This is a genomic window from Bernardetia sp. Wsw4-3y2 (assembly GCF_037126295.1).
Taxonomy (GTDB): domain Bacteria; phylum Bacteroidota; class Bacteroidia; order Cytophagales; family Bernardetiaceae; genus Bernardetia.
In genome coordinates this window covers 5054737-5078673 of record NZ_CP147017.1, presented here as the reverse complement: position 1 = coordinate 5078673, position 23937 = coordinate 5054737, and the positions used below count along the sequence as shown (strand labels likewise).

Below are 23937 nucleotides of genomic sequence, written 5' to 3'. Positions count from 1 at the left end.
ATGTATTAAAACTTTGTTTTTAAAGTTGTTCTATTCGCTTGATAATCTCATCAAAAGTCTTTTTATAAGATTCTTCCTGTTCCATCTTGATAGGAACAACTTTACAAGCATGAATAACTGTACTGTGGTCTCTTTTTCCAAAGTGCCAACCGATTGCTTTTAAAGGCAAATCAGTATATTCTTTTGTTAGATACATCGCAAACTGACGAGCTACTGCAATTTCTTTTTTTCTTGTTTTTCCTTTGAGTTGCTCTAAAGTAACTTGAAAAAAAGCTGCTACAATTTCTTCAATTGCATCAATAGAAAGTTCGTGAGTTTCGTTTTGATGTGCCACAACTGCGCCAAGTGCTTGACGAGCGAGGTCTAGTGTAATACTCATATCAGCCAAAGAAGATTTAGCTAAAAGAGAAGTAATTACACCTTCTAGTTCTCTAACATTAGTTGTTACACTTTTTGCTAGAAAATCAATCACATCTTGAGAAACTTGCGATTCGTATCCTTGTAATTTCGTATAAATAATTGCCTTTCTTGTTTCTACATCAGGAACTTTCAAATCTAGGATTGCTCCCCATTTGAAACGAGAAAGTAGTCGTTCTTGCAAACCTCTCATCTGAGCAGGCGCACAATCGCTAGTCATTATCATCTGTTTGCCTGCACTATGCAAGTGATTGAAGATATGGAAAAAACTCTCTTGAGTCTTTACCTTATCACACAAAAACTGAATATCATCAACAATCAAGACATCTAAATGATAATACTGTTCGGTAAACTGCGTAATTTCGTTTTCACGTACAGAAGCCACAAAATCATTGGCAAACTGGTCAGCAGATACATAAACTACTCGCTTTTCTGGATAATGTTCTAAGATTTTGTTGCCAATCGCATGTGCTAAGTGCGTTTTGCCCAAACCTACACCTCCATATAAAACTAAAGGGTGAAAACTCGTTCTTCCTGGATTTTTAGCAATTGCTCTACCTGCTGCAAAAGCAACACTATTACACTCACCTTCTACAAAAGTATCGAAGGTATATCTTGGATTAAGATTGTGAGGTAGTGCTTGTGTTGTCTTGACAGGACGAAAATTAGACTGTTGTTGAACATCTCTTGTTCGATTTTGAGTCTGATTTTGATAATATTGTTGAGAAGACTGTGAAGTAGAAGACTGAAAATTAGACGACTTCTGAACCTGTGGTGCAAACTGATTAGTAGTACTAGTTTGCTGGGTTCTATTATTTTCTTGTCTAATTGGTTGTCTTGCTTCTACTCTATTTTCTAGCTCTTTTTTATATTCTGGTTTATATTCCTGTCTAGTAGATTGCTGAGTTGAGTTATTTAATTGGCTTCTAGAAGTAGCCGTTTCATAATTCGAATTGCCATTTAAAACTATTGGATTGTCTGAATCTATATCCTTTTGATTATTATTTTGCTGAGTTGAATTCTGATTTTGAAACAAACTTGTTTGAATAGAAGTCGTTTCAGAATTATCTCCTTCATGACCATAACTCTCGGAAACATGAGAAGAAGAATTAAAATTATTTTTTTGTTTTGCTTGACCTTGCTGATTCTGATTTGTTGATTCTATCCTTTCGTCAAACGAATTATCAAATAAAGGTGTTTGTTTTTTTTCTGGAAGAAGAGAGTATTCTAATTTTCCATTTGTTCCTAATTGTTCGATAATCGCTTTTCTGAGTACAAGAACATAATGTTCTTCTAAAAATTCGTAAAAATAGAGGCTCGGTACTTGAATCGTCAAAATATTTTGGCGCAAACGCAATGGTCGGACAGGTATAAACCAAGTTTTGAAACTCTGCTCTGGAATTTCAGACTTTATTACCTCCAAACATTGCTGCCAAACTGTCTGACAATCTTTGTAGCCACCACTATTTGTTGAGTGTGGGTTCAATGAGATAGCCGTATTTTGTTGAGAAAGTGATACCATAATTAATTTAAAAAACTAAATTTCCACACACTATCCAAATTTCTTTAGTATCAATAAGATTAGAAAAGGCAATCTGATTAAAGATTTTACTAGTAGTACTGCCTCTCGTTTCTATTTACTGATATTGATTTATTCTTTTAGTTGTCTTTACTTTTTTACTATTTATTTTCTGTTTATCGTTTTTGATTTGATAACTAACCACAAAATTTAATTTGTAGCTCTACTATTATAAAATCTATAACTTAAATTTCTTTTTCTTTACCTGAGTTTGGAAGCAAAATTTTCACTTCATCTCATAAAGGTTTTTTTTATATAAAGACAAAAATTCCTTAACCCATTTTTTATTAAAAACTTAATTTTACCAAAAACTGGGGGTGCAAAAACTACCCTCTTTTTAAATTATTTTTTTTGAAAATCAATAAAGTTTGTTATGCTTGCTGATTTTTTTAAAAAGACAGAGAGGCTAGTAGTTATCTTTCCGTGTATGTGGATTGTGATAACAAAATTGAGAAAAAAAACTGAGAAAAAAAATCGGTTTTTTGTATAAGAATACGCTACCCTTTGAATAGCAATGTAAGTGTTTTAAAGGCATAATCGCTGTTTTTGATAGTGTAAGTGGGTTCGTGTAGATTTCGGTATTACTTAATCTTTACCAAAATGTTACGTAAGGCAAAAAAAATTTTGTTTTTTGCCTTAGATTACTTCTAACTCTGAAATCCGTAGCTATTAAAAATAATTTGCGTTTCTGCAAGATAAATTTTGAATTTGACATTGTTAAGAATGATTTCTTTTAAGAAAAAAAATGAAGTTTTTTTAAACAATTTGGTATTTTTTTTATAGTAAAAAAAGAGTTTTTTAGAGGACGATTAATCGTAAAGCAGGTATAGTTATACAAAAAAATCTTTCAATTTGCTATGAATAAAGATAGTAAAAATGAAGAAAAATTTCTATTATAGAAGGGGTTTCTGAAAGGAGAGTCTCATTTTTTAAGAAATAACAAGAATAAAAATATACACAACTACTAATCTTTCAAGAGTATGAAAAAAATACTGTTTCTTATCGTGGTTTTGGGTTCTATGCTGACTTGCTTGTTTTATGCCTTTAATAGTTCATTGTTTCAAAATAAAAATATTTACAATCAAACAAAAAAGAAAGCAATAAATAGAATAGGAGATTCAACCCATTTTCTTGTTTTTGATACAACATATAATACTGGAATTATTTCAGAAACATCATTAGTAGCTGAACATATCACAGAAATTTTGCCCAATATATTTCATCGTGGTACAACAGACTTAAATAAAAATTATGCTACTTATAAAAATGATTCTTTGAAATTGGTAGCGTATGCAATAGTTGGAGCATCAGTAGAAATAGTAATTACGAAAGATAATGTAGAAAGTACAGCAAAAGTATCTGATTGCACATATAATCATAGTTATAAACCTCTAAAAAGTAAAATTATAATCAATTCAAAAACACTAGATTTTTCAGATAGCTTAGACGTTTATTTTGATATGAGTTTTGTCTATGCAGAAGAAAATGGGAAATATATTGATACAATGGTCGTTAAAGGAACAACGAGAATGGGTAAAAGAAATCACAACTAAACTTCTAAGATTATGAAAAAAATACTGTTTCTTATTGTGGCTTTGGCTTCTATGCTGACATGTCTGTTTTATGCTTTTGATAACTCATTGTTTCAAAAAAAAGAAATTGAAAAAGCAGAAGAACCAAAACATAAACTTATTTATGATGCTGATTATGATTTTAGTGAGCCTTTGGTAGTGGAATTTATGAAAGGAGAGTTAGAAGGAAAAGATACAATAGTAAATAGTTCTTTTATATGTAATTTATGGAAAGATTCTTTGTTTATTTCTATTGGTCAAGGTTTTATGACAGGTATTAATATTGATTTTAAGATGGCACAAGATTCCGTTTTAAGCAGGGCATACATGTACAGTTGTACCTATTCCCATGATTATCAAAACATATACAGTAGGGTTGTAGTAGAGAAAAAAAACTGGAAAGTAGGAGATAGTTTGAATATCTTTATGGATTTGATTTTTACTTGCTATGAAGAAGACTGGGATTTTAGAGATACAGTAAACCTAAAAGGCTCTCTAAAAATGAAAATAAGAGCGAACAATGATATAAGTGTAAAGTGGAGAGAACAACATGTATATGATTTCTTTCAACTCGTTAAAAATAGACCTGATACAGTAACAAATATCAGTTTGCGTGGTTTAGAATTAGATACAATACCAAATGAATTGAAGTTATTCAAAAATTTAAAGAAATTAGATTTACAAGGAAATTCTATTTCGGTAGAAGAATTGTATAAAATTAGAGGGTTGAAAAAATTGAAAGAGTTAAGAATCTCTGGAGAATATTTAGAGACCTTTCCTAATGTTTTAATACAACTAACAGAACTTAAATCACTTATGATAGATGATATTAAGTTTTCTACTCTACCTTCAAAATTTAAAAGATTACAAAAATTAGAAGAGCTTTGGATAAGAAGTAATAAACTAACTAAATTTCCTAAAGCATTCTCTCAAATGCCTAATTTGAAAAAACTCTATATGTGGACGACTGAGATCAAAGACTGTAAAAGCAAAATCAAAGAATTAAAGCAATTAGAAGATTATGATTTTATGTACAAAGATTAATTTATTTTTCTAACTAAAAAACTCCATTCTTTCAAAAAAAAAATGAAAGAATGAAGTTTTACTTGTAGTTCTAAATAAAGTGATTATTTTACTATAAATCGTTTTGTAATTATTCCTTTGTTTGTCATAAAACGAATAAAATACAGACCTTTATTAAATTTACTTATATCAATAGTGTTTTGCTCTAATAAATGTCCTTGTTTGATAGTTGCTCCCAAAATATTAACGATAGAGTATTCGTTTAATGAGATTTCAGAAGATTTTATTTCTATAAAATCAGAAGCTGGATTAGGAAATAACTCTATTGAATAAGAAAATATATTATTCTCTTCTGAAGAAAGTATTTTATAGCGAGTTGTTATAGGATATATAGCATGAGAGGTAGAAGTAAAAGTATATACTACTTCTTGTCTTTGCCAAGTGCCATCTTTGAGTTGAATCCATGCCGTACCTTGTTTCATTTCCTCATTTGGTTTACCATAAGGAATTGCATATTTCAAATCAGTAGCATATTTTATATCAACAACAATAAAAAATTCAGAAGGAAGAGCTATAGCTTCTTTCCACTTGAACCTTATAAAACCTTGCTTTTCTATTGCCTTTTCGATGTAATCAAAAGGCACAGACATTGAATCAATTATTTGATAAGGCTTTTTGTCTATACTATCAACAGACATCAAATATATAGGTAGTGTTCTCTCCCAATTTCCATAACTAGGAACACGTAGATAAGATAATTTAATTTCAACTCCTTGTAAATAATCATCTTCTTCATTGCTTATAAAATACTCCCCTTTTGCCTTATACTTTTGCTGTCCATCTTCATATTCTTGATCTCTCTCTTTTGCATAAAGCTGTGTATATGTATTCTTTCTTATAGAGTAATTTTCCAAAACTTTAATATAATTTGGCTTCGAAAGACTATCAGTTCCTGATATATTGCTTGTTTTCAAGGAAACATCATATTCTCCTTTTTGGGAATAAGTAGCTGTAGGATTTGCTATTGAATCAGTGCTGGTACTAGCTCCTGCAAATGTCCAGTCATATGTTTCTGGGTCAGCTTCAGAAATATCAAAGAACGTAACTTCCTCATATTGATATGCCAAATCAAAACTGGCAACAAAATTAGTTTTTGGTTTAGTATGAAATATTGGATTGACTACATAAGAAGTAGCAAACTCAAGCCCTCCAGACGAAATAGGAGCTGACAATGGAATCCACGAACCGTCTAGTTTTCTTTCCCAAGCTCTGTTTTGAGCTATATTACATCTTGCAGACATATAAATAGAATTGCTATTGGCATTTATACTTATATAAAATTGTCTAGGAACTCGCAAAGGCTCATCAAAAATAAAAATATCATCATTATTGAGAATAAACAAACTACTAAACTCACTTGCTTCCATTTCAAACGATTTAATTACGCTACTGGGGGAAGAGTTTGTACCATCAGCATTAAGGATAGAAATTACAACAGGAGTTCTGTCATAGCTATTAATAGAAAAGCCAGATAGCTTGACTTCAATGCCTTTTAAAAGAGAAGACTCTTGGTCTGTACTGACAAATTCTGCTTTTGGAAGTAAATTTCTAGTATTAGGAATTCTGAATAGATTTTCATTTCCGTTTTCTTTCTCAATAAATACAGGTTCACTCTCAACAACACATCCTCTTCCATCTATAACTAGTGTCTTTAACCACTGAACTTTCTCCTCACTAGAGCTATATGTTAAGTAAGATCCACCTATCATAGTTTTTTTGCTCTTATAAACTTTCATTACCTCCCAATCAGTTGATTCATTTGGTAAGTCTGTTTTTGAATTTGTTGTTGTCTTGTACCAAGTCATGCTACTATTCACAACGCCTCCATCATTACTAGAAGAAAGGTAGATTTCAAGGTTAGGACAATAAGAGTCAGAATTTATATAGATTCTGTTTTTAAGTTCAGAGATATTAAATTTTATAGGCACTTCATACATATCACCTGTACTTGAAGTCATTTTCATAAGGTACTTCTTATTGGGAGTACATATTGGATTAAAATTCAAACTGTACCAACTTGTTCCGATACTTTGTCTTAATGTCGTTTTTCCAACTTGACAGCCATCTTCCACAAAAACAGTTACATCTAAATCTTTATTTCTATATCTTTCTTCTAAACGAAAATTAAAAACTCCACTCTCATCAGTAGAAATATAATATCTTCCACGACCAGGTTTTATATAAACATAAGTACGACCCTGACTAAGATCAAGTCCTAAATTTTCAATAGGATAAGAAGGCATACAGACATCTCTAATAACTAAATGTATTGTGGAAACAGTAGCACAGGTTTTGTTTTCGTTCCATACTGTTAGTTCATATATTCCTGCATCTGCTTCTTGTAATGAAGCTTTGGAAAATATTTTTTCTGTACTGATTATACTTGGAGATGCTATAGTATCAAGTAATTTATTTTGTGTTTTTCTCCACTCGTAGGTATATTCTGCTTTATCAACAGACAAAATTGGAAATAAATTTACGTTATCTCCTCTATAAAGCATACATTTGTCTGAGCCTATTCCCAAAACAACAGCAGCAGAACGCACATTTATTGGAACTTCTACTCCTTCACTTCTATTTCCATTAGATATAGCTACTGCATATATTTTTGTTGTACCGACAGGTAATGGAATTTTATTATCTAAAATCAAATCAGCACCATCTTTTGATGTGGCAAACGGTGAGTGCGATCGTATATCTGAATATATATACCATTCAATACTAGATCCAAAAGTAGGTGAACTAGCTGAAACAACAATTGGACTACCTTCACAATATACATCTGAATAAGTTGCTATTGGAGGACGAGTTTGCCCAAATGATAAAGAAAGGAATAAAAATAAGAATAAAAATGTAAGTAAGAATATGTGTACTTTACTATGTTGGAGTAATTTTGAATTCATCTTATAAGTTTGATTATAATTGTAATAAGACTACAAAATTACATTTTATATTTTGATATTGAAAGTAATAAAATTCAATAAAAAAATACTTATGCTCATTTAAAAGTATTTTCGAAACCCTAAGAACATTGGAGTCCTTAGGGGTAAATACAAATCTGTTTTACAAACTGTTTCCAAAATTCAATTATGAAGTAATATAACTATCCCTTCACCATTTCATCATAAGTAAGAAAAGTATCCATTCCTTTTTCTAAGAAATAGGCTTGTGTTTCTTCTTTTGATTTTTGGCTTGTAACCAAAACAAAATCTCCTCCCCACGCACCGAGAGATTTTACTTCGCCCCAGTAATCAGAAAAATAAGTTTGTTTTACTCTTTCCATTGCCATATTATTAGCAATAATTTCTTCGTGCTTGGCAATTAGCTTTTCAAATTCTTCTAGTTTTGTGGCTGTTACGATTTTGTGTGTAATACCTGAAAGTTCTTTTACTAATTTGTCTTTCTTACTTTTTATATTTTTGAGTTTTTCGTAATACGAAATTCCTTCTGCCGAATTTTGTTTTTTACCTAAATAGACAAAATAAATTTGATTTTTGAAAGGAGGATTAAAATCAACTGGAATAGTACGTGGAATTCCGTCGTGTCTTTCGTACAAAATAGGCGTTTCAGATTCGGCACAAGCTACATCGTAACCCGAACCTCCCATAGTTTTGGCAAGTAAATCAAAAGCATTTATTCCTGCCCATTTTGCAATGGTATGAATAAGCGTTGAGCTACTTCCCAATCCCCAAAGACGAGGAAATTCTAAAAAAGTTTCTACTAAAACAGATTCTTTTCCTACTAAAAAATTCTTTGAAATTTTGCGTGTCGTTTGCAAAATTTTCTGTAAAACCATTGATTTTTGAGAAACATATCCTTCTAAGGCTTCAAAAGTTTCGATATCAAAACGAGCCTCAAACCAAATTTGCCCATTACTATCATAACTTTTCCAATGCAACACACGATGTTCTGAAGGAGCATAAGTCACTTGTAATAACTGTCCTTTTTGGGTAGGAACAGCAAGAGCAATCGCACCATCAAGCACATAATACTCCCCACTGAGGAGCAGTTTTCCATTTCCGTGAAAACGATTCATAAATTAAAAAGGGATTTTGGAAGAGTAAAAAAGTTGTTCAATTTTATTGAAATATTTTGTGTGTTGTTTATCTGATTGAACCCTAAAAATCTAATAAATAAGACTTTTAGGGTTTTTATTTTAGACATGTGTTCTTACAGTTGCCAAAAATTCTCTTACAGCATTAAAAGAAACTGTATTGTTTTTGAAATACTCAACTGCTTGTTTTACTTCTTTTTCTGTTGCTTCAAAGTTACGCAAGATATTCAAAAGGTGCATTTTCATGTGTCCTTTCTGAATTCCTGTTGTTGTAAGTGATTTTATTGCACCAAAGTTTTGAGCCAAGCCCAAAGTTGAAATAATTTGCATGAGTTTTGGTGCTGAGGGATTACCAAGCATTTCTAATGAGCGTTTTGAAAGTGGATGAAGTGAAGTAAGTCCTCCGACAGTTCCGACAGCAATCGGCATCTCTAACCAAAACTTAAAAACGCCATTTTCTATACTACAATCCGACAAACTTCTATACTGTCCAGAACGAGAAGCATACGTATGTCCACAGGCTTCGACAGCTCTAAAATCGTTTCCAGTTGCCAAAACTACGGCATCAATACCATTAAAAATTCCTTTATTATGTGTTGTGGCACGATAAACATCATTTTTAGCTATTTCAATCGCTTTATGAAACTTAAAAGCAAATGTGTTTGGATCTAATCCATCAATGAGTCCATCAGCTCCTCCCAATTTTTCAATTGGACATTCTACCCATGTTTTGACCAAACATTCAGGGGTATAATTAGAAAGAATACACATAATTATTGTAGCGTCTCTTTCTGCGTCGGTAAACATTTCTTTTGAAGCAACCCAGTTTTGAAGCGTTTTGGCAAATTGTTCTAAACAAGAATTAATGAAATTTGCGCCCATCGAATCACAAGTATCAAAAGTAGCCTTGATTTGATAGTAATTATCATCCAAATGACGCATATCCAAAAGCTCAATATCCAAAATCCCTCCTCCACGCTGGCGCATGTTTTTGGTAATATCGGCTGTATCTTTTAGCATTTGTTCTTTGGCCTCATCAAAAACACAATACATTTTATTGTAATCGCCTGTCCAAAGAAAATGAACTTGTCCTATTTTTTTTGTAGAAATAATTTCAGAATGAAACCCTCCTCTTGATTGCCAAAACTTGGCTGCCTTTGAAGCTGCTGCCACTACCGAACTCTCCTCAATCGTCATTGGAACAGCAAACGTTTCACCATTCAAAATAACATTTGGAACTACACCAAAAGGCATGTAGTAATTGGTTAGTGTATTTTCGCTAAATTCATCAAAAACTTTTTGCTGGTGTGGGTCGTTGTGCCAAAAACTACTAAATTGGTCTAGTAATTCATCAGATGACTGCCCTAACTGTTCTGCAATCCATTTAATTTTTTCTTCTTTGGAGAGTTTTGAAAAACCTGAAATTAATTCCATACTTGTTTTTTTATTAAAATAAAGCTGTCTTTATGAGCTTAGAAAATTAAATTATCAAGGTAAAGACAGTCAATTAAGTAGTAAGAAATATTTGCAATAAATTCAAAATACTGCTTACTAACTTAAATAGAAAAGATATGTTTTGACAAATTTACTACTAATATCATTAATTTAAGGAATTTGCCATAAATAAAATGTTTACATTATCTTATACTTTCAAAACTTTCAAAAAGTTTTGAAAATTTGAAAATAATCCATAAAAAAGGGACTTGATTTATCAAATCCCTCTATTTTTTCTTGAAATTTCATTTCTGCTGTTTTTGCTAAGCTAAAATGCTAAAAAGGCAGATTTATATTTTTATAAAAAATTGATAATAAGTTGTTTGTATTCATTTACCATTTACAACTAATAATTTATCATTTCTATTTAGTGCATTACAGGTCTTTCTTCTCTACCCATTTTCTTTAAGAAACGAACATGAGAAGCTACTGCTGTTGGGAAATCTGCTGTCAAATAAGGATGTCCGTATTCTGCTGCTGTTTGCTTTACAATCTTTGAAAGAGCAGGATAATGAATGCTACATATATTTGGAAACAAATGGTGTTCTACTTGTTGATTAAGTCCACCTGTAATAAATGCCATAAACTCACTTTTTTCTGAAAAATTAGCAGTTGTGTAAAGTTGATGAACTGCCCAAGAATTCTCCATATTTCCTTCTTCATTAGGTAAAAAGAAATGTGCTTCTTCTACAACATGAGCCAACATAAAAATAACTGCTAAGAAAAAACCACTTACTGCGTGCATCAATAAAAATCCCAAAACTGTATTTACCCAACCGTGAGGCAACATAATAAGAGGAATAATAATAAAAAGAGTATAATTGATAAATTTATAGAAGAATAATAAAAAATATTCTTTCTTAGGATGTTTTGCTCCTGTATAATTTCCAACTTCATTAGCAAAAAACTTCTTATAATCTTTCATTAAAACCCAAGAAAGTGTACTTAAGCAGTATAAGGCAAACGAATAAATGTGTTGGTAACGATGAATAGACCATAAAGGAGCTTCAGAAGAAAGACGAACTATCGGAACAGGCGCAATGTCTTCGTCATGTCCGTCTATATTTGTATAAGTGTGGTGAGCCTGATTGTGCATTCTATTCCACATATAAGCACTAGCACCATTGAAATTAAAAGTGTGAGAAAGCAAATCATTTACCCACTTGTGTTTTGAATACGCTCCATGAATAGCGTCGTGTGCAATATTTACAGAAACCATAGCAATAGAAAAACCAAGAATTGCCCAAAGCAAGTAATTGATTTCTACACTAAATCCACCAAAAATAAGCATACAATACGAACCAATCCAAAGTGTAGCATGAAAAAGGCTTTTCAAGACCATTTTTGTATTGGCATTACGTGAAATATTATTGTCTTTAAAATAACTGTTTACTCTCATGTTGAGTGTCTTAGAAAAATCTCTTTGTTCTTGATTGTCGAAGCGAGGTGGTTTTTTTGTTGCGAGAGGTTTTTCTTTAAATGTATTTTTTGACTGTCTGTTATCAGCTGTTTTTTGAATAGCTTTTTCAGTTATTAGGTTTTCCATAAATAGGGAGATGAGGATTATCTGTAAGGTGAGTTTGTATTAATTGTTTTACAAGCTGTTTATCCTAATTGTTATATTGAGAAGTGTGTAATTTTTATTTGGTCTAAATTAATTATATAAAGTACACAAATTTAGCCTTAAATTGAAAGACAAATTATGATTTTAGTCATATTCTATAAATTTATACAAAAAAAAGGTATTTTAAGTTTATTTTCAAAATAAATTGAAAGTTAATTTAGATTTTTTGAATTTAGGATTTATTAATTAGACGCAAAAGATAGTTTCTACCACTACTTGACATGTTCGAATTAGCTGTTTTTTAAAAATTTAGAAAAATTTATATCTAAAAAATCAAAGAAAAAGTAGCATTTTTATCTCCTTTATTCAATACCGTTGTTAGTGTTTTAATGAAGCGACACCAACAAATACACTCAAACCTATTCTTAAATAATTTCTTTGTTGTTTTTTATAGATTTATTTGCTTTTTAATATTTAAGTACCTACCTTTGTATTCCAATTTTAAGGAGTGCCAAAAGAAGTCTTTTGCATTTTTATAGAGATTAGAGATTAACAAATAAAAAATAATTCAGCTTATTTTTATAGATTTATTTGCTTTTAGATTTTAAAACACTTACCTTTGGATTTCTATTTTTTAGACACCTCATTATAATATGAGATAATATAAAAAGAGTAGAATGAAACTCATTTGAAGTAGACAATAAGTTACATAATTTAACTTGTAATACATATAAATCGGGATGTAGCGTAGTCCGGTCATCGCGCCACTTTTGGGAAGTGGAGGTCGCAGGTTCGAATCCTGCTATCCCGACAAATACATATACATAAAAAATTGTTAGTCATAAAATTAATTTTATCTTGAATAATATTACTTTTATCTAACAATTTTTTTTTTGCTTTAATTTTATAAATCAATGGAAGGTAATCGCACTGTAAAAATAGAACCTGCATATTCTTCACTTTCCAATCTAATTGTTCCTTGTAGTTTTTTGATAGCATTATGAACAATATATAAACCAAGTCCACTTCCTTTTGCTTGATCGCTGGCACGAATAAACATATCAAAAATAGTGGATTGATACTTTTCTGGAATTCCAATTCCATTATCCAAAAATTCCATTTCAATTCCTTTTGCTGTATCTTTTACTGTAATCTGTACTAATGAATTATCGAAAGATCGTTTTGAATATTTGATGCCATTTTCTACAAAATTCTGGATGATAGTATAAAGTAGACTCTCATCAGTATAAAATTCTTTTTTACAATTTACATGTATTCTAAAATCAATATTTTGATAATTTTCATAAAAAGAAAAAGTGGATGTAATGCTGTGGATAAGTTGTTCAAAATCAATGGCTTTTACATTCAATTTTCCTTGTTTGATAGAAGAAACTTTAGTTAGATCTTTAATTAGTTCACTTAATTTTTTGACAGATGTCTCTATCATATTTGTATATTGTTGAACAGTTGGATCTTGCTTTTTCTCTATTCTAAAAAGATTTAGAACGCCCTCTACTGAGCTTATAGGACCTTTTAAGTCATGAGAAGCACGATAAAGTAGTTGTTCCATTTCCTTATTGACTGAAACAATTTCATTTTGAGCAATTTTAAGGGAATTTACATCTGCAACAGCCAAAATAGTTCCTAAAGATTCTATATCTGCTTTTATTGGGTTACTACTTATCCAAGCCCACAGACTATCTCCTGATTTCCTACGCAATTGAAGTTCATACTGCTCTGGTTTTATTTTTATACGATTTTGAATTGCAATATGTGATTCTTCATCTATCTCCTTTGAGAAAAGAAGTTTGTCAATTGTTTTTCCTACAAGTTCTCCCTGTACATGACCTAAAAGCTCCAAAACTCGTTCGTTTACATATACTATTTCATCTTTACTATTTAAGACAATAATCCCCTCACGCATTGTATCTATGAGAGTTCTGTATTTTTGTTCACTTTGTTTTATTTTTCTTTCCGAACGTTTACGCTCACTAATATCACGCATCACCACAGCAATAGAAGTAGCTTCATGGGTTTCATTGAGTTTAATGGGAAAGAAAGAAACGGCAACATCTAAGGGCATGTATTTTCGTCTGTTAATAATTCGGAGTTCGGTTTCCCAAGACTCATGTCTAGGAAACTGAAATACTTCCATTCGGACTTTTTCCTGTGAGGAACGAGTAAAATAATCTAAAATGCTTTTTCCTATTGCTTTATCTTCTTGTTGATTTTTTATAATAGCTTTATCTTCAATCCCTAAAAGATTTTTGCCAGCTTCATTTATAAATTTTATAATTCCGTCTTTGTCAGTCAGACCAATAAACTCATGGCTACTTCCAATAAGAGAAATAAGTCTTTGATTTTCTTCTTTTGCAATTTTTTCATGAGTTATATCTCTAGCTACTCCTAAAAAACCAATTAAATTACCAAGATTATCTACCTGTGGATTAATGCGTTCTTCAAGCCATAAATATTTTTTTTCTGTATGATGCAAAATCCTGAAAATACGTGAAACTTTGGTTTGTCTTAAAATTGCTTGTTGCATAGTTTCTAAAACTTTTCTTCTGTCTTCAGGATGTATAACACGCATCCAAGGAATAAAACCGTTATCAAAAAAATCAAGGGGATAGTTGAGAACAGATTGTAAGTGTTCACTCACAAAAGTAAGTTGATAAGTACCTGTATTTGGATTTATTCCAACAGCATACACAATCTCATCAATATTATTGAGTAGTTGTTTGTATTCTTGCTTATTCTTTACAACAGCTTCTTCATTTCGTTTTTGCTCTGTAATATTTCTTACAATCATGAGTACCTCACCTTGTGTACTAAGGTTCATGCGAGCTTCCAAATGAAGTAACTCATTGTTATTTGTTAGATGATTATACTGTATTGATTGTGGTTTTTGTGTCAATAAAGTTTTTTGAATTGTCTGTTCAACTTTATCAGAAACCATCAATAAAAATACATCTCCTATTTTTTTGTCAATAGGATTTTCAAGTTTGTAATAATCTTGTTGATCAGCTTTATAGTCTAGAATAGTTCCATCTTCGGCAAGTAAAAACATTTGGTCTGGAATGGTATCTAATAAGGCTTTATTTTTAGATTCACTCTGACTGAGTTGTTCTTGATTTTGTTTTGCTTTTGTAATATCTGATGCAATGAGAGCAAATCCAGTAACTTCATCATCGGTTACCATAGGAGCAATTCTTATACTAAGCCATGTAGTGCGAGATTTGGTAACATAATTGTAAAAAAGGCTCTCAAAACGTCCTATATCTTTGCTTTCAAAAACATATTTGAATATTTCTCTCAATTTTTCTCTTTCATTGGTCGTAATGAGGTCATAGACATTTCTGCCCATCATTTCTGAAATTGAGGTTTGGTTCGGAGTACGATTGATATATTGAATGTTGCCATCCAAATCTACATGTAAGACATAATCTGGTGCGAACTTAATAAGTGAACGCCATTTATCTTCATTCTGACGGCTTTTTGTAATATCTGCAAATTGAAGTAAAAAATGTTTCTTATCAGCAATTTGCATCATCTGAACAGCCATTTTGACCCAAAAGAATTTACCTTTTTCTTTCCTTCTCATTTTTATCTCAAAAGTTCTTACTATTCCTCTTCTACGTGTACGGCTACGAATTTGAGATAAATCAATATTACTGATAAGGATATTAATAGAGTTGTTTAAAATCTTTTCTTTATCATATTTAAAAGATTTTAAAAAAGGCTCATTTGCTACTTGTATTTTATTATCAATTGCTGAAAAAATAAGAGTAGGGGAAGGCAATAACTCAGCACATTTGTAAATCAAAGCATCGTTAGTAGAGTCAGAGCTAGAATCAATGGCTTTTTCATGAGGTTGTCCTAAATTAATTTGTGTTAGCATTCCTGCTGTTCCTACCAATTTATTTCCTTCTTTTAGAGCTGTAATTTGAAGACGATAAAAATGATTATTATAATTAACAATAGAATAAAAATCATCTCCTAAAAGAACATCTGCATGAGATTGAGCCGAAAAAATCCATTGGTTGTCTTTTTCTTCTAACTCCCAAACAGTTTTTTGAATAATTTGGGAAGTATCTATCTCAAATTCGTTTAGCAAAGCACCAATAATGTTTTCTACTACAAGTTCAGCATTAGTTTGCCAAACTAGCACAGGCAAATGAGCCAGCCAAGCAGTTTGACTAGTATTTGATGTGTTTGGGTTTGTTGAAAGTGGATTGAATTCTGGTCTTTCCATGTTTAAAGAGTGCCTGTTCTACTAAAATTCTAAATTCTATCTAAAATTTTTTACTCTAATACCGTGTAACATAAATTACTTTGCATTTCTTTGTATGTAAAACTGGGTTAAAACCCTGTTCAATTTATATTCAATTTATAATTCTGCCATTGTCGGTGTCCCCACTGACGATAGTAAAATACAAACAAATTTATGTTACAACGTACTAATTTCTCTACTATTTAAATTTTTATCAAGTAGGTTTTAAATTTACTTTTCTAGCTAGAAAGATAAATTAGTCTTACTATTTTATCATAATCATTCTATTAAAAACGAGTTGATAGAAAATACAGACATACAAATTACGTAATTTTTTTTATTATTTTTGTTTTTAAAATTCATAAAATATTTTTTTATAAAAATGAGTTAGTTTATTTGTCTGAATTTATCAAAACTTCACTCTCATTTGAATACGAATATCATTTCTCAAATCTCCATCAATTCGCTCTAATCCAGAGCCAATACTTTCTTGATTTCTATATTTTGTGTATGCCCACTTTGCCCAAATATCAATTTTCTTTCCTGCCTTGAATTGAATCATATAAAAATTGCGAAAACCACGTCCATAATAAGCAGGAATAAAGAAATAATATAAAACATCTTTTTCATATACATACTGACGGTTTTCATAATCATCGGTATCAAAAAGAGCAAAACGAGTAGAAAAACGAATTTTTCCAAAATCTAAGTTTACATCCTGCACCACTACATAACCTTGTGTTGGTGCTGCTTCATGTTCATAGGAACTGAACTGAACTTTGGCACGTAGAGAAACTATTTCTTCTGCTTTATAATCGCAATTTAATTGATAGTTTCTTCGTGTATAAGGTGTAATTCTATTAAAATTTGAAGGATTTGTATCATCATCATTGATATAATTTTTCTCTCTTACTTCTTGCCTAAACTGTCCATAAATCTGAATTGAACGAGAAGGACGGTAAGTAAGACGAGCCAAATATTCGTGTCCACCTGAAGGTGCATCTACCAAAAAACGCATCCAAGGAAAGCGAAAACGGTCGTAATAGGCTGCAAGTTGCCATTTTTTGGAAGGTGAATATTTCATTCCCCAATAAAATCCTTGTTCGTTTATCGGACGAGACCCTTCTCCAAAAGCTGCTCCATAAAAAGTATGAAAATCTCTATCATATTTACGAAACAACATAGACATTTCTAAAGGACGAGCAAGCGACAAGATTACACCTGAAATAAGTCCCATTCCCCCACTTTTTGAGCGTGCAGCCTCTCCAAAAAAACTCATGTTTCGCCATGCATACGAATAGTTTATACCAAAATTATAATTGTCTTTTCCATTAAATTCGAAGCGATTATAAACTCTATCTGTTCGCTGCAATGTTTTGTCATAAGAAGTATATGCTAAAGTAGCTCCTAATTCTAAGTTATTTTGTTTGTCTCTATAAGTAATATTTCCTCCTGCATCCTGACGAATAAAGTTATCTTTTTTTGCTATTTCGTTAGGTGTTCTGTGAAAACCTGTGGCAATAAGGGAGCTTATAAAATCCCCTTCTTGTCCTTGATTGAGTGAATCTGCAATAACGGCACTTGAAGCTCCTCCATCTTCTCCTACTCTTGAATAATATCCTGTAAAGTCAAATTGTCCGTTAGAATAAGTTGCTGCTGCTCCACGTTGAAAAGCTGTTTCTAAAACGGATGTGTATGGTCTAATTCCTTGTGTACTTCTACGAACTGTATTGATAGTTTCAGAGCCTTTTCCTGCTGCAAAACCTGCTCCCATAATTAACCCTTGTCCAAATTGAAGTTGATAATCGCCTATTGCAATCGCTTTAAATTTTCCTTGATTATACAAAACAGCATGCGCTGAAAGAAAATCAAAACCATATCTATTTGTTTTTGAATCCCAAATAAACTGTTCACCTGCATCTTTTTCAAGTGTAAAACCAATACTAAAGTCATTGAGATGCGAAATACGCATACGTGTATAAATTCTGTCTGGTGAACCCAAATAACGAGTTGCGCCTGTTGTATCACTAGTATAACCTCGTTGAGTTTCTAAAGTACGGCTATAACGAACCAAGAGAGTTTTGTTTTTTTCTGCCAAAATTCGCTCAAAAAGACTTCGTGTATCTTGCTGGATGGTGCTTTCTGTAATAGTAATAAATGGCAAAACTCTTTCGATAGTATTGGTATCCCACGATGGAATAGACTGAATTTCATAAATGCTGAGCAGTTTTCCATAATTTTCTCTGTGCTTCAAAAAATCTTCAATTTGTCGTTCAGAAAGTAAAAATGTACTTATCAAATCATTTCGGGTGGCTTGGTTCAAATCCAAAGGCTGAATAAAAAATTGAAATAATGATTCGTACAAATCACTATAATCTAGATCATCTTCTGGAACTGGAAAAAGTTCTTGTACCAAAAGGTCAAAATCAGCTTTCTCTGAACTATATCTTTTCGGAACTTCAAAATCTAATGGTTTATTTATTGGAGGAGCATTACTAATTGTTGTGTCTTGTGCAGTGGTGTTATTATCTATATTATTTTGAGCAAAAACAGTATTGCCAAAAAGATTAAAAACTAATATAAACAAGACAATTACAAAAAGAGCCACTCGTATCCAAATTCCTAGAGAAATTTTTGTTGATTGTTCTTCTTTATATTTAGAGATAAACTGTTCGTTGTAGCCATGAAAGCGACTAAAATGATCATCTTGAAAACGCACTTTTTTTCTTTGTTCTGCTTGTCTTTCGCCTGAAATAGAATGGGGTGCAGAGCTTAAATCTTTACGTGGTTGTCCTGCTTGTTCGCTCATTTTGTTTCTATAAAATTGAATCTAAAACTAATACTAAAATCTAAGATAGAATAAATTAAGCTAATTTTTGAAAAACAAAAACAAGAATATTCATTTTGAGCTAATTTTTATTAAATTATTTTTTAAATTAATCTTAATTGATTTTTTTACGTTCAATATTTTATACAGTCATTACTTCAACTAACATTTTACTTATTTTTATACTTCAAATTTTTTAAATTATGGGACTTCTTTGGTCAATTATTATCGGTATTTTGGCTGGCTTTATTGCTGGTAAACTCATGCGTGGAAAGGGCTTAGGTTTGATTGTCAATCTGATTGTCGGAATTATAGGAGCTTCTATTGGAGGGTGGCTTTTTACAAAACTCAATATTATGGTAGAAGCAGGATTTGTAGGAAGTCTTATTACTTCAACAGTAGGTGCAATAGTCTTACTTTTTATAATCGGAATTTTTACTGGAGGAAATAAAAAAAGATAGTTTTACTATTCATAAATTATATTCTCAAAAGCCTTTGTATGGATTTACAAAGGCTTTTTTTAGTAACTTAGAACACTGTTTCATAAAGTGGGTAAGTTTAAAACGAGCTATTTTAGCTTTAGCTCAAATCTATTTATATTTTAAGTAAGTAGTTGGACATAATTAGCGAGTGATTTATATGATAATTACAGGATAATACAATAAAAATTAAATATGTGTTAAATAACAACTTGTATTTAGCTTCACTGACTTTCAACATTTATTAACCAAAGCTCGGTGAAGCCAACTATGAAGTACTCAGCGAAGCTAAATCACTCGCTAATCAATTATATGAATTATTAATTTTGTATAGGTACTTAAGTGAGCAAAATAAAACATATCTAAGAAAAGAATTAGATTTAAACTGTCAAGACACCTTTGAGGTGTCAGACAGATTCCATTTGCATATAAATGATTTTGCTCAGTTACTTAGTTAATACCTTGTAACAAAAGTAATTTAATGTTTGTTTTGTGTGTTCAACTCCTCAGAGTTGAATATAATGCGTCCTCAGAAGTGTTTCGTTCGTTTTTGAAAACACGAACATACATCATTTTATAATTTCCTTAAATTGTCGGAAGAGCCATAGTTTTTATAAGAAAACCCTAGGTTAATTAGAGTTTTTCTTGTTCTCCATGTGGTTTTATTTTAGAAAGATTTTCTCCAATAGATTCCAAATTTAATGGTCTGTCTAAAAACTCTTCCATAGCTGTCATGGTAGATAAAGATTTTTTTGGCAATTTGTCTTCATCAATAGAATTGACAAAATCAACCAAATTTTTCATTTCTTTTTTCGCATTAATCCACCAATTTGTAGTCCAGATACGATAGTAATGAATTTTCATTCTTTCAGTAATAATTTTTCCTCTATATATATCATGAATATACGCTTCTTCAGTATTATGATGCATAGCTCCATCACATTCAATAGCTAAAATAGGTTTTCCTGCTTTATGGGCTTTTATTACAAAATCTAATTTCAAACTTCCAAATTGATATTCAGCTTCGACACATTCTTCTCCAAACTGTTCGGAAAGACGATGATATAACTCTTCTTTAAATGGAGAAAACTGGTTTTGTACTTTATCAAAACGTTCTCCTTCCAAGCAGTATTTTTCTAGAAGCTCCAAAATAGCTCTTCTTTTTTTAGATTCATTTTCTTCTATTGCTTGTGCATAAGCTAAGTAAGCATATAAAATAGCTCTTCCTGTATTTCCTCTAAGTGCAAGTTCTTTTGCATAACGATTATAATAAGAAGAAGGAATAGAAGTACAGACATACACCTGATATTTTGCTCTAGTAACAAGAACATTAAGTAATTTGTATCCTTTTGACAGATTTAGAGGTCCAAAATATTGTTTAAATACTCCTTCTTCATTTTTACCAAATGTTGTAGAAATTAAAATAATATCTCGTTCATCGCCTTGCATATTCTCTAAATTTTTGACAAAAAATCCATCTTCTTTTATTTTTTCATAACGTTTGAGAAGTTCTTTATTTCCTTGACAAGTTTTTTGAATTAATTCTATAATCAAATTACGTTGTTCTATATTAAAAGTAGCTATTCCTATTGTTGGACAATCTCCATAGCTATTCTCACAAATATGTCCAAACAGAATATCTACAATCATTTTAGCTTCTGTCATATTGGTTCTGTTTTTATCATAAATACCATCAGCTTGCAGAAAACGGATAGGCTTATACGCAAAACGTTCAGGCATAAGCATAAGCCTTGAACCATAGAAAGCAGAGTTTGAAAACTCAATTAGGAACGGATGACGAGAGCGATAATGAAAATCTAAATAAGATTTCTCATAGCCTGCATCTAAAGCAAATTGTAACAATGATTCTTTATCAGCCAATTCTCTTGAGTCAGGTTTTATTACTAAAGGAGCCTCTTCGTGTGTTTCTTTGTCTTCTAAATCAATATCTAATAAAATATCTCTTCCAAAATAATTGGTAGGAGGAGTTTGATGTACATCTCCTGAAATAATTCTATAATTTCCACGCAAATAAGATGAAAAAGTATCTTCTAATCTCAACTGACTCGCTTCATCAAAGATAACAACTTCAAAGAGTCCTTCTTTCATTGGCAGAATCGAACTAGCTACTGTAGGACTAACTAAAATTACAGGGAAGAAACTACTAAATAACTGAAAATCAGTATGGATTATCTTACGAAGTGAATTTTTGCGTTTGTTTTGTTTGTTTTTTTTATAATTATAGAGTGTATTTATATTTCCTCCCTTTAACTTAAATTTTTCTAAAGCCGTTTTTTGTATACTAAGCCAGTGTGCAATTATCTTATCGACTTGCATCTTTTTTAGCTTTTCAGTTAATTGGTTAAGTTCTTCTATTAAATGGTCATCTTGTTGGAAAGGACCAATTTCTTGTTCGTATTTAAAGAGAACATTATCCAAATACCAGCTCTCAAAGGTATTTGCCCAATCGTTGGATTTTGCTTTTATGAGTGCAGTAAAAACATTTCTTTGTGGTGTTTTTAATGAAATAAAAAAATGTTTCCACTTATAATACTCTTGAAAATCATCTATTCCTACCAAAATAGATTTCATTTTTTCTTGGTAAGCAAGTATAGATTTGTAAAGTGTTTCAAAATTTTCTACACCTTCTTTATTTGGAAACTCTACATCAAAATATTTTATTTCTTGTTGCTTATCTACAAACTCTTGATATTGTTTGAGAAATTCTTGTTTGAAGTTTTTGACTTTATCATGTTTGCGAGAAACAAAAGAAAAAATCATGATAGAATTATTTCTAAATACTCTATTGTCTTTAAATTCTTCTCCATAAATAGTTTTATGAGTAGTATAGGTATCAATAACTTCTTGAGACTCTCTAATTACACGATTTAAACTTTCTTCTATTTCTATGCGCTGTGTATGCAAAAATGTTCCTTGAAATAGTTGGTCATTTAACTGCTCTAAAGGATGATTTTCGGCAGCAACTTGTTTAAAGAGATAATATCCTTCTTTTATTTTTTTTGTATATAATTCAAACTCTTCATAATCGAATGAATATTCGCTTCTATCTAACAAATGTTTTAAAGAAATATTTTCTCCTATACGTTGGCTGTGCATGTATTTTCCTACAACATCTTTCCAACAATCATCTCCAAATATTTTCTTTAAAACAGCTTTGTGTCTTCTATTAATATCCCTTTTTAATTGATTATAATTATTGAGTGCAATTTCATACTCTTTTTCTCTAAAATTATGACGATATTCTTCTATTTGCTCAGCTGCATTTCTGACCTTTGCAATAACTGTTCGTCTATCTTTAGTAGTATCTTCAATAGAAATACAGAACTCTCCACAGCCTAAATCTTCCAAATTTTGACGAATAACATCCAATGCTGTTTTTTTCTCACAGACAACCAAACACTTAGCACCACTTTCAATGGTATTGGTAATAATGGCTGTCAGTGCCTGACTTTTTCCTGTTCCAGGAGGACCTTGTATGACACGAACAGTTTTTTTTGCAAGCGAATGTAATATTTTTTCTTGGCTAGGGTCAGTAGCTATACTAGATAAAGTAGAGGTCTGATAAGGGTCTGGAATTAGATTTTCGAATCTAAAATTATTAAAATGTGACATCACATAGTCTACATCTTGTATAATTCCTTCTTTCTGAATTCTATAAAGTCCAAAAACACCTGACCAAATTATTTTTGGAAAATGTGTAAAAGCATCTTCATCAATAGTAGGAATAGCATCAATATGTGGCTCTTGAAAATCTTCTACATTTTCAAGATTGAAACGTTCCATTATTGTATTACAAATATTTTTTAGTTGTGTAAAAGTGAGAATGTCTTCATTTAGATATTCTTCTACTGCAGCTTTAAAAACTATCTTTTCCTCTTGTTCCAAATGATTGATTAGAACTTCGTTGAGCAAAATAGGGTCTTCTTCTGTACGAACTATTTTCCATTCATTAATCTGATGAATAGATTTTTCTAAATACATACGCCAAATAATAAGAGGAGCTTTTATTACTTTATTTGGATTATGTTTACTTCTACGAATAACAAGAGGATAACCAAAACCAAATGTACGTACACCATATTCTTGATAATCATCATTGTTTTGATGATTGATTGTATCTAACCTTTTAGCTATCTTATCAAAATTAGATTTTATTTCTGAAGAAGAGTCATCTTGCAAAGAAGTAAGCGAAAGGGTAAATCGCATCCCTTGTTTTTCAAACAACTCTTGTATAAATTTATCTGCCAAACCTTCCTCTATTTGATTAAATTGATAAGCATCAAGGCGAGTAGCATGATTTTTAGGTAACGCATTTAGATGAATATATTCTAAATTGCCTGTTTTTAATTTACGATTGACGTAGCTGAGAAAATTTGGAGTAATCATAGGATTGCAGAAAAACACATGTTTGAATACACTTTTACGCTGCAATTAATCTAGATTTGAATCGAAAAACAACCACTTATCGATAGGTTTGAATGGATACTAGATAAATATAAGTTATTGATAGATAAAGAAATAAATTAGTGAAAATTCATTTCTTTATTTATTCGTATTTTATTACTAATTCTAGTTTTT

Annotated in this window: 11 protein-coding genes and 1 tRNA gene; 4 read left to right on the top strand and 8 right to left on the bottom strand. The window is 31.0% G+C overall.

Annotation, left to right across the window (positions count from 1 at the left end):
- Nucleotides 1-19: 19 nt before the first annotated feature.
- Nucleotides 20-1939: a chromosomal replication initiator protein DnaA gene (gene dnaA, locus V9L05_RS21365; RefSeq protein ID WP_338791485.1), complete on the bottom strand. Its 1920-nt coding sequence runs from the start codon at nt 1937-1939 to the stop codon at nt 20-22.
- Between the two features lie 1037 nt (nt 1940-2976).
- Here dnaA and V9L05_RS21360 point away from each other — a divergent pair.
- Nucleotides 2977-3549, top strand: a complete 573-nt coding sequence (locus V9L05_RS21360) for a hypothetical protein (RefSeq protein ID WP_338813855.1) — start codon at nt 2977-2979, stop codon at nt 3547-3549.
- 12 nt (nt 3550-3561) lie between these two features.
- The gene (locus V9L05_RS21355) at nt 3562-4611 is read left to right on the top strand and encodes a hypothetical protein (protein ID WP_338813854.1); all 1050 of its coding nucleotides are present in this window, start codon (nt 3562-3564) and stop codon (nt 4609-4611) included.
- Nucleotides 4612-4694: 83 nt separating this feature from the next.
- Here V9L05_RS21355 and V9L05_RS21350 read toward each other — a convergent pair whose 3' ends face one another.
- The 4 genes from V9L05_RS21350 to V9L05_RS21335 all read right to left on the bottom strand — a co-directional run bounded on the left by V9L05_RS21350 (nt 4695) and on the right by V9L05_RS21335 (nt 11744).
- A complete protein-coding gene (locus V9L05_RS21350) occupies nt 4695-7553 on the bottom strand; it encodes a T9SS type A sorting domain-containing protein (RefSeq protein ID WP_338813853.1) in 2859 nt (952 codons plus the stop codon).
- 200 nt (nt 7554-7753) lie between these two features.
- Nucleotides 7754-8686 (bottom strand): GYDIA family GHMP kinase, encoded by a 933-nt coding sequence (locus V9L05_RS21345; protein WP_338791490.1) that lies wholly within the window; start codon nt 8684-8686, stop codon nt 7754-7756.
- Between the two features lie 120 nt (nt 8687-8806).
- Nucleotides 8807-10138: a hydroxymethylglutaryl-CoA reductase gene (locus V9L05_RS21340; protein ID WP_338813852.1), complete on the bottom strand. Its 1332-nt coding sequence runs from the start codon at nt 10136-10138 to the stop codon at nt 8807-8809.
- A gap of 427 nt (nt 10139-10565) precedes the next feature.
- Complete coding sequence (locus tag V9L05_RS21335; protein WP_338813851.1) at nt 10566-11744, bottom strand: acyl-CoA desaturase; 1179 nt, start codon at nt 11742-11744, stop codon at nt 10566-10568.
- A 754-nt stretch (nt 11745-12498) separates the two neighbouring features.
- Here V9L05_RS21335 and V9L05_RS21330 point away from each other — a divergent pair.
- Nucleotides 12499-12573: transfer RNA gene (locus V9L05_RS21330), tRNA-Pro, on the top strand.
- Between the two features lie 93 nt (nt 12574-12666).
- Here V9L05_RS21330 and V9L05_RS21325 read toward each other — a convergent pair.
- Both V9L05_RS21325 and V9L05_RS21320 read right to left on the bottom strand, forming a co-directional pair.
- Entirely contained in the window at nt 12667-16014 is a 3348-nt protein-coding gene (locus V9L05_RS21325; RefSeq protein ID WP_338813850.1) for a PAS domain S-box protein, read from the bottom strand.
- 427 nt (nt 16015-16441) lie between these two features.
- Entirely contained in the window at nt 16442-18841 is a 2400-nt protein-coding gene (locus tag V9L05_RS21320; protein ID WP_338813849.1) for a hypothetical protein, read from the bottom strand.
- Nucleotides 18842-19062: 221 nt separating this feature from the next.
- Between V9L05_RS21320 and V9L05_RS21315 the strand changes: the two genes are divergently transcribed.
- Nucleotides 19063-19320 (top strand): GlsB/YeaQ/YmgE family stress response membrane protein, encoded by a 258-nt coding sequence (locus V9L05_RS21315; RefSeq protein ID WP_338791495.1) that lies wholly within the window; start codon nt 19063-19065, stop codon nt 19318-19320.
- 651 nt (nt 19321-19971) lie between these two features.
- On the opposite strand, the gene V9L05_RS21310 is transcribed toward V9L05_RS21315, so the two are convergent.
- Complete coding sequence (locus V9L05_RS21310) at nt 19972-23745, bottom strand: AAA domain-containing protein (protein ID WP_338791496.1); 3774 nt, start codon at nt 23743-23745, stop codon at nt 19972-19974.
- Nucleotides 23746-23937: the final 192 nt, after the last annotated feature.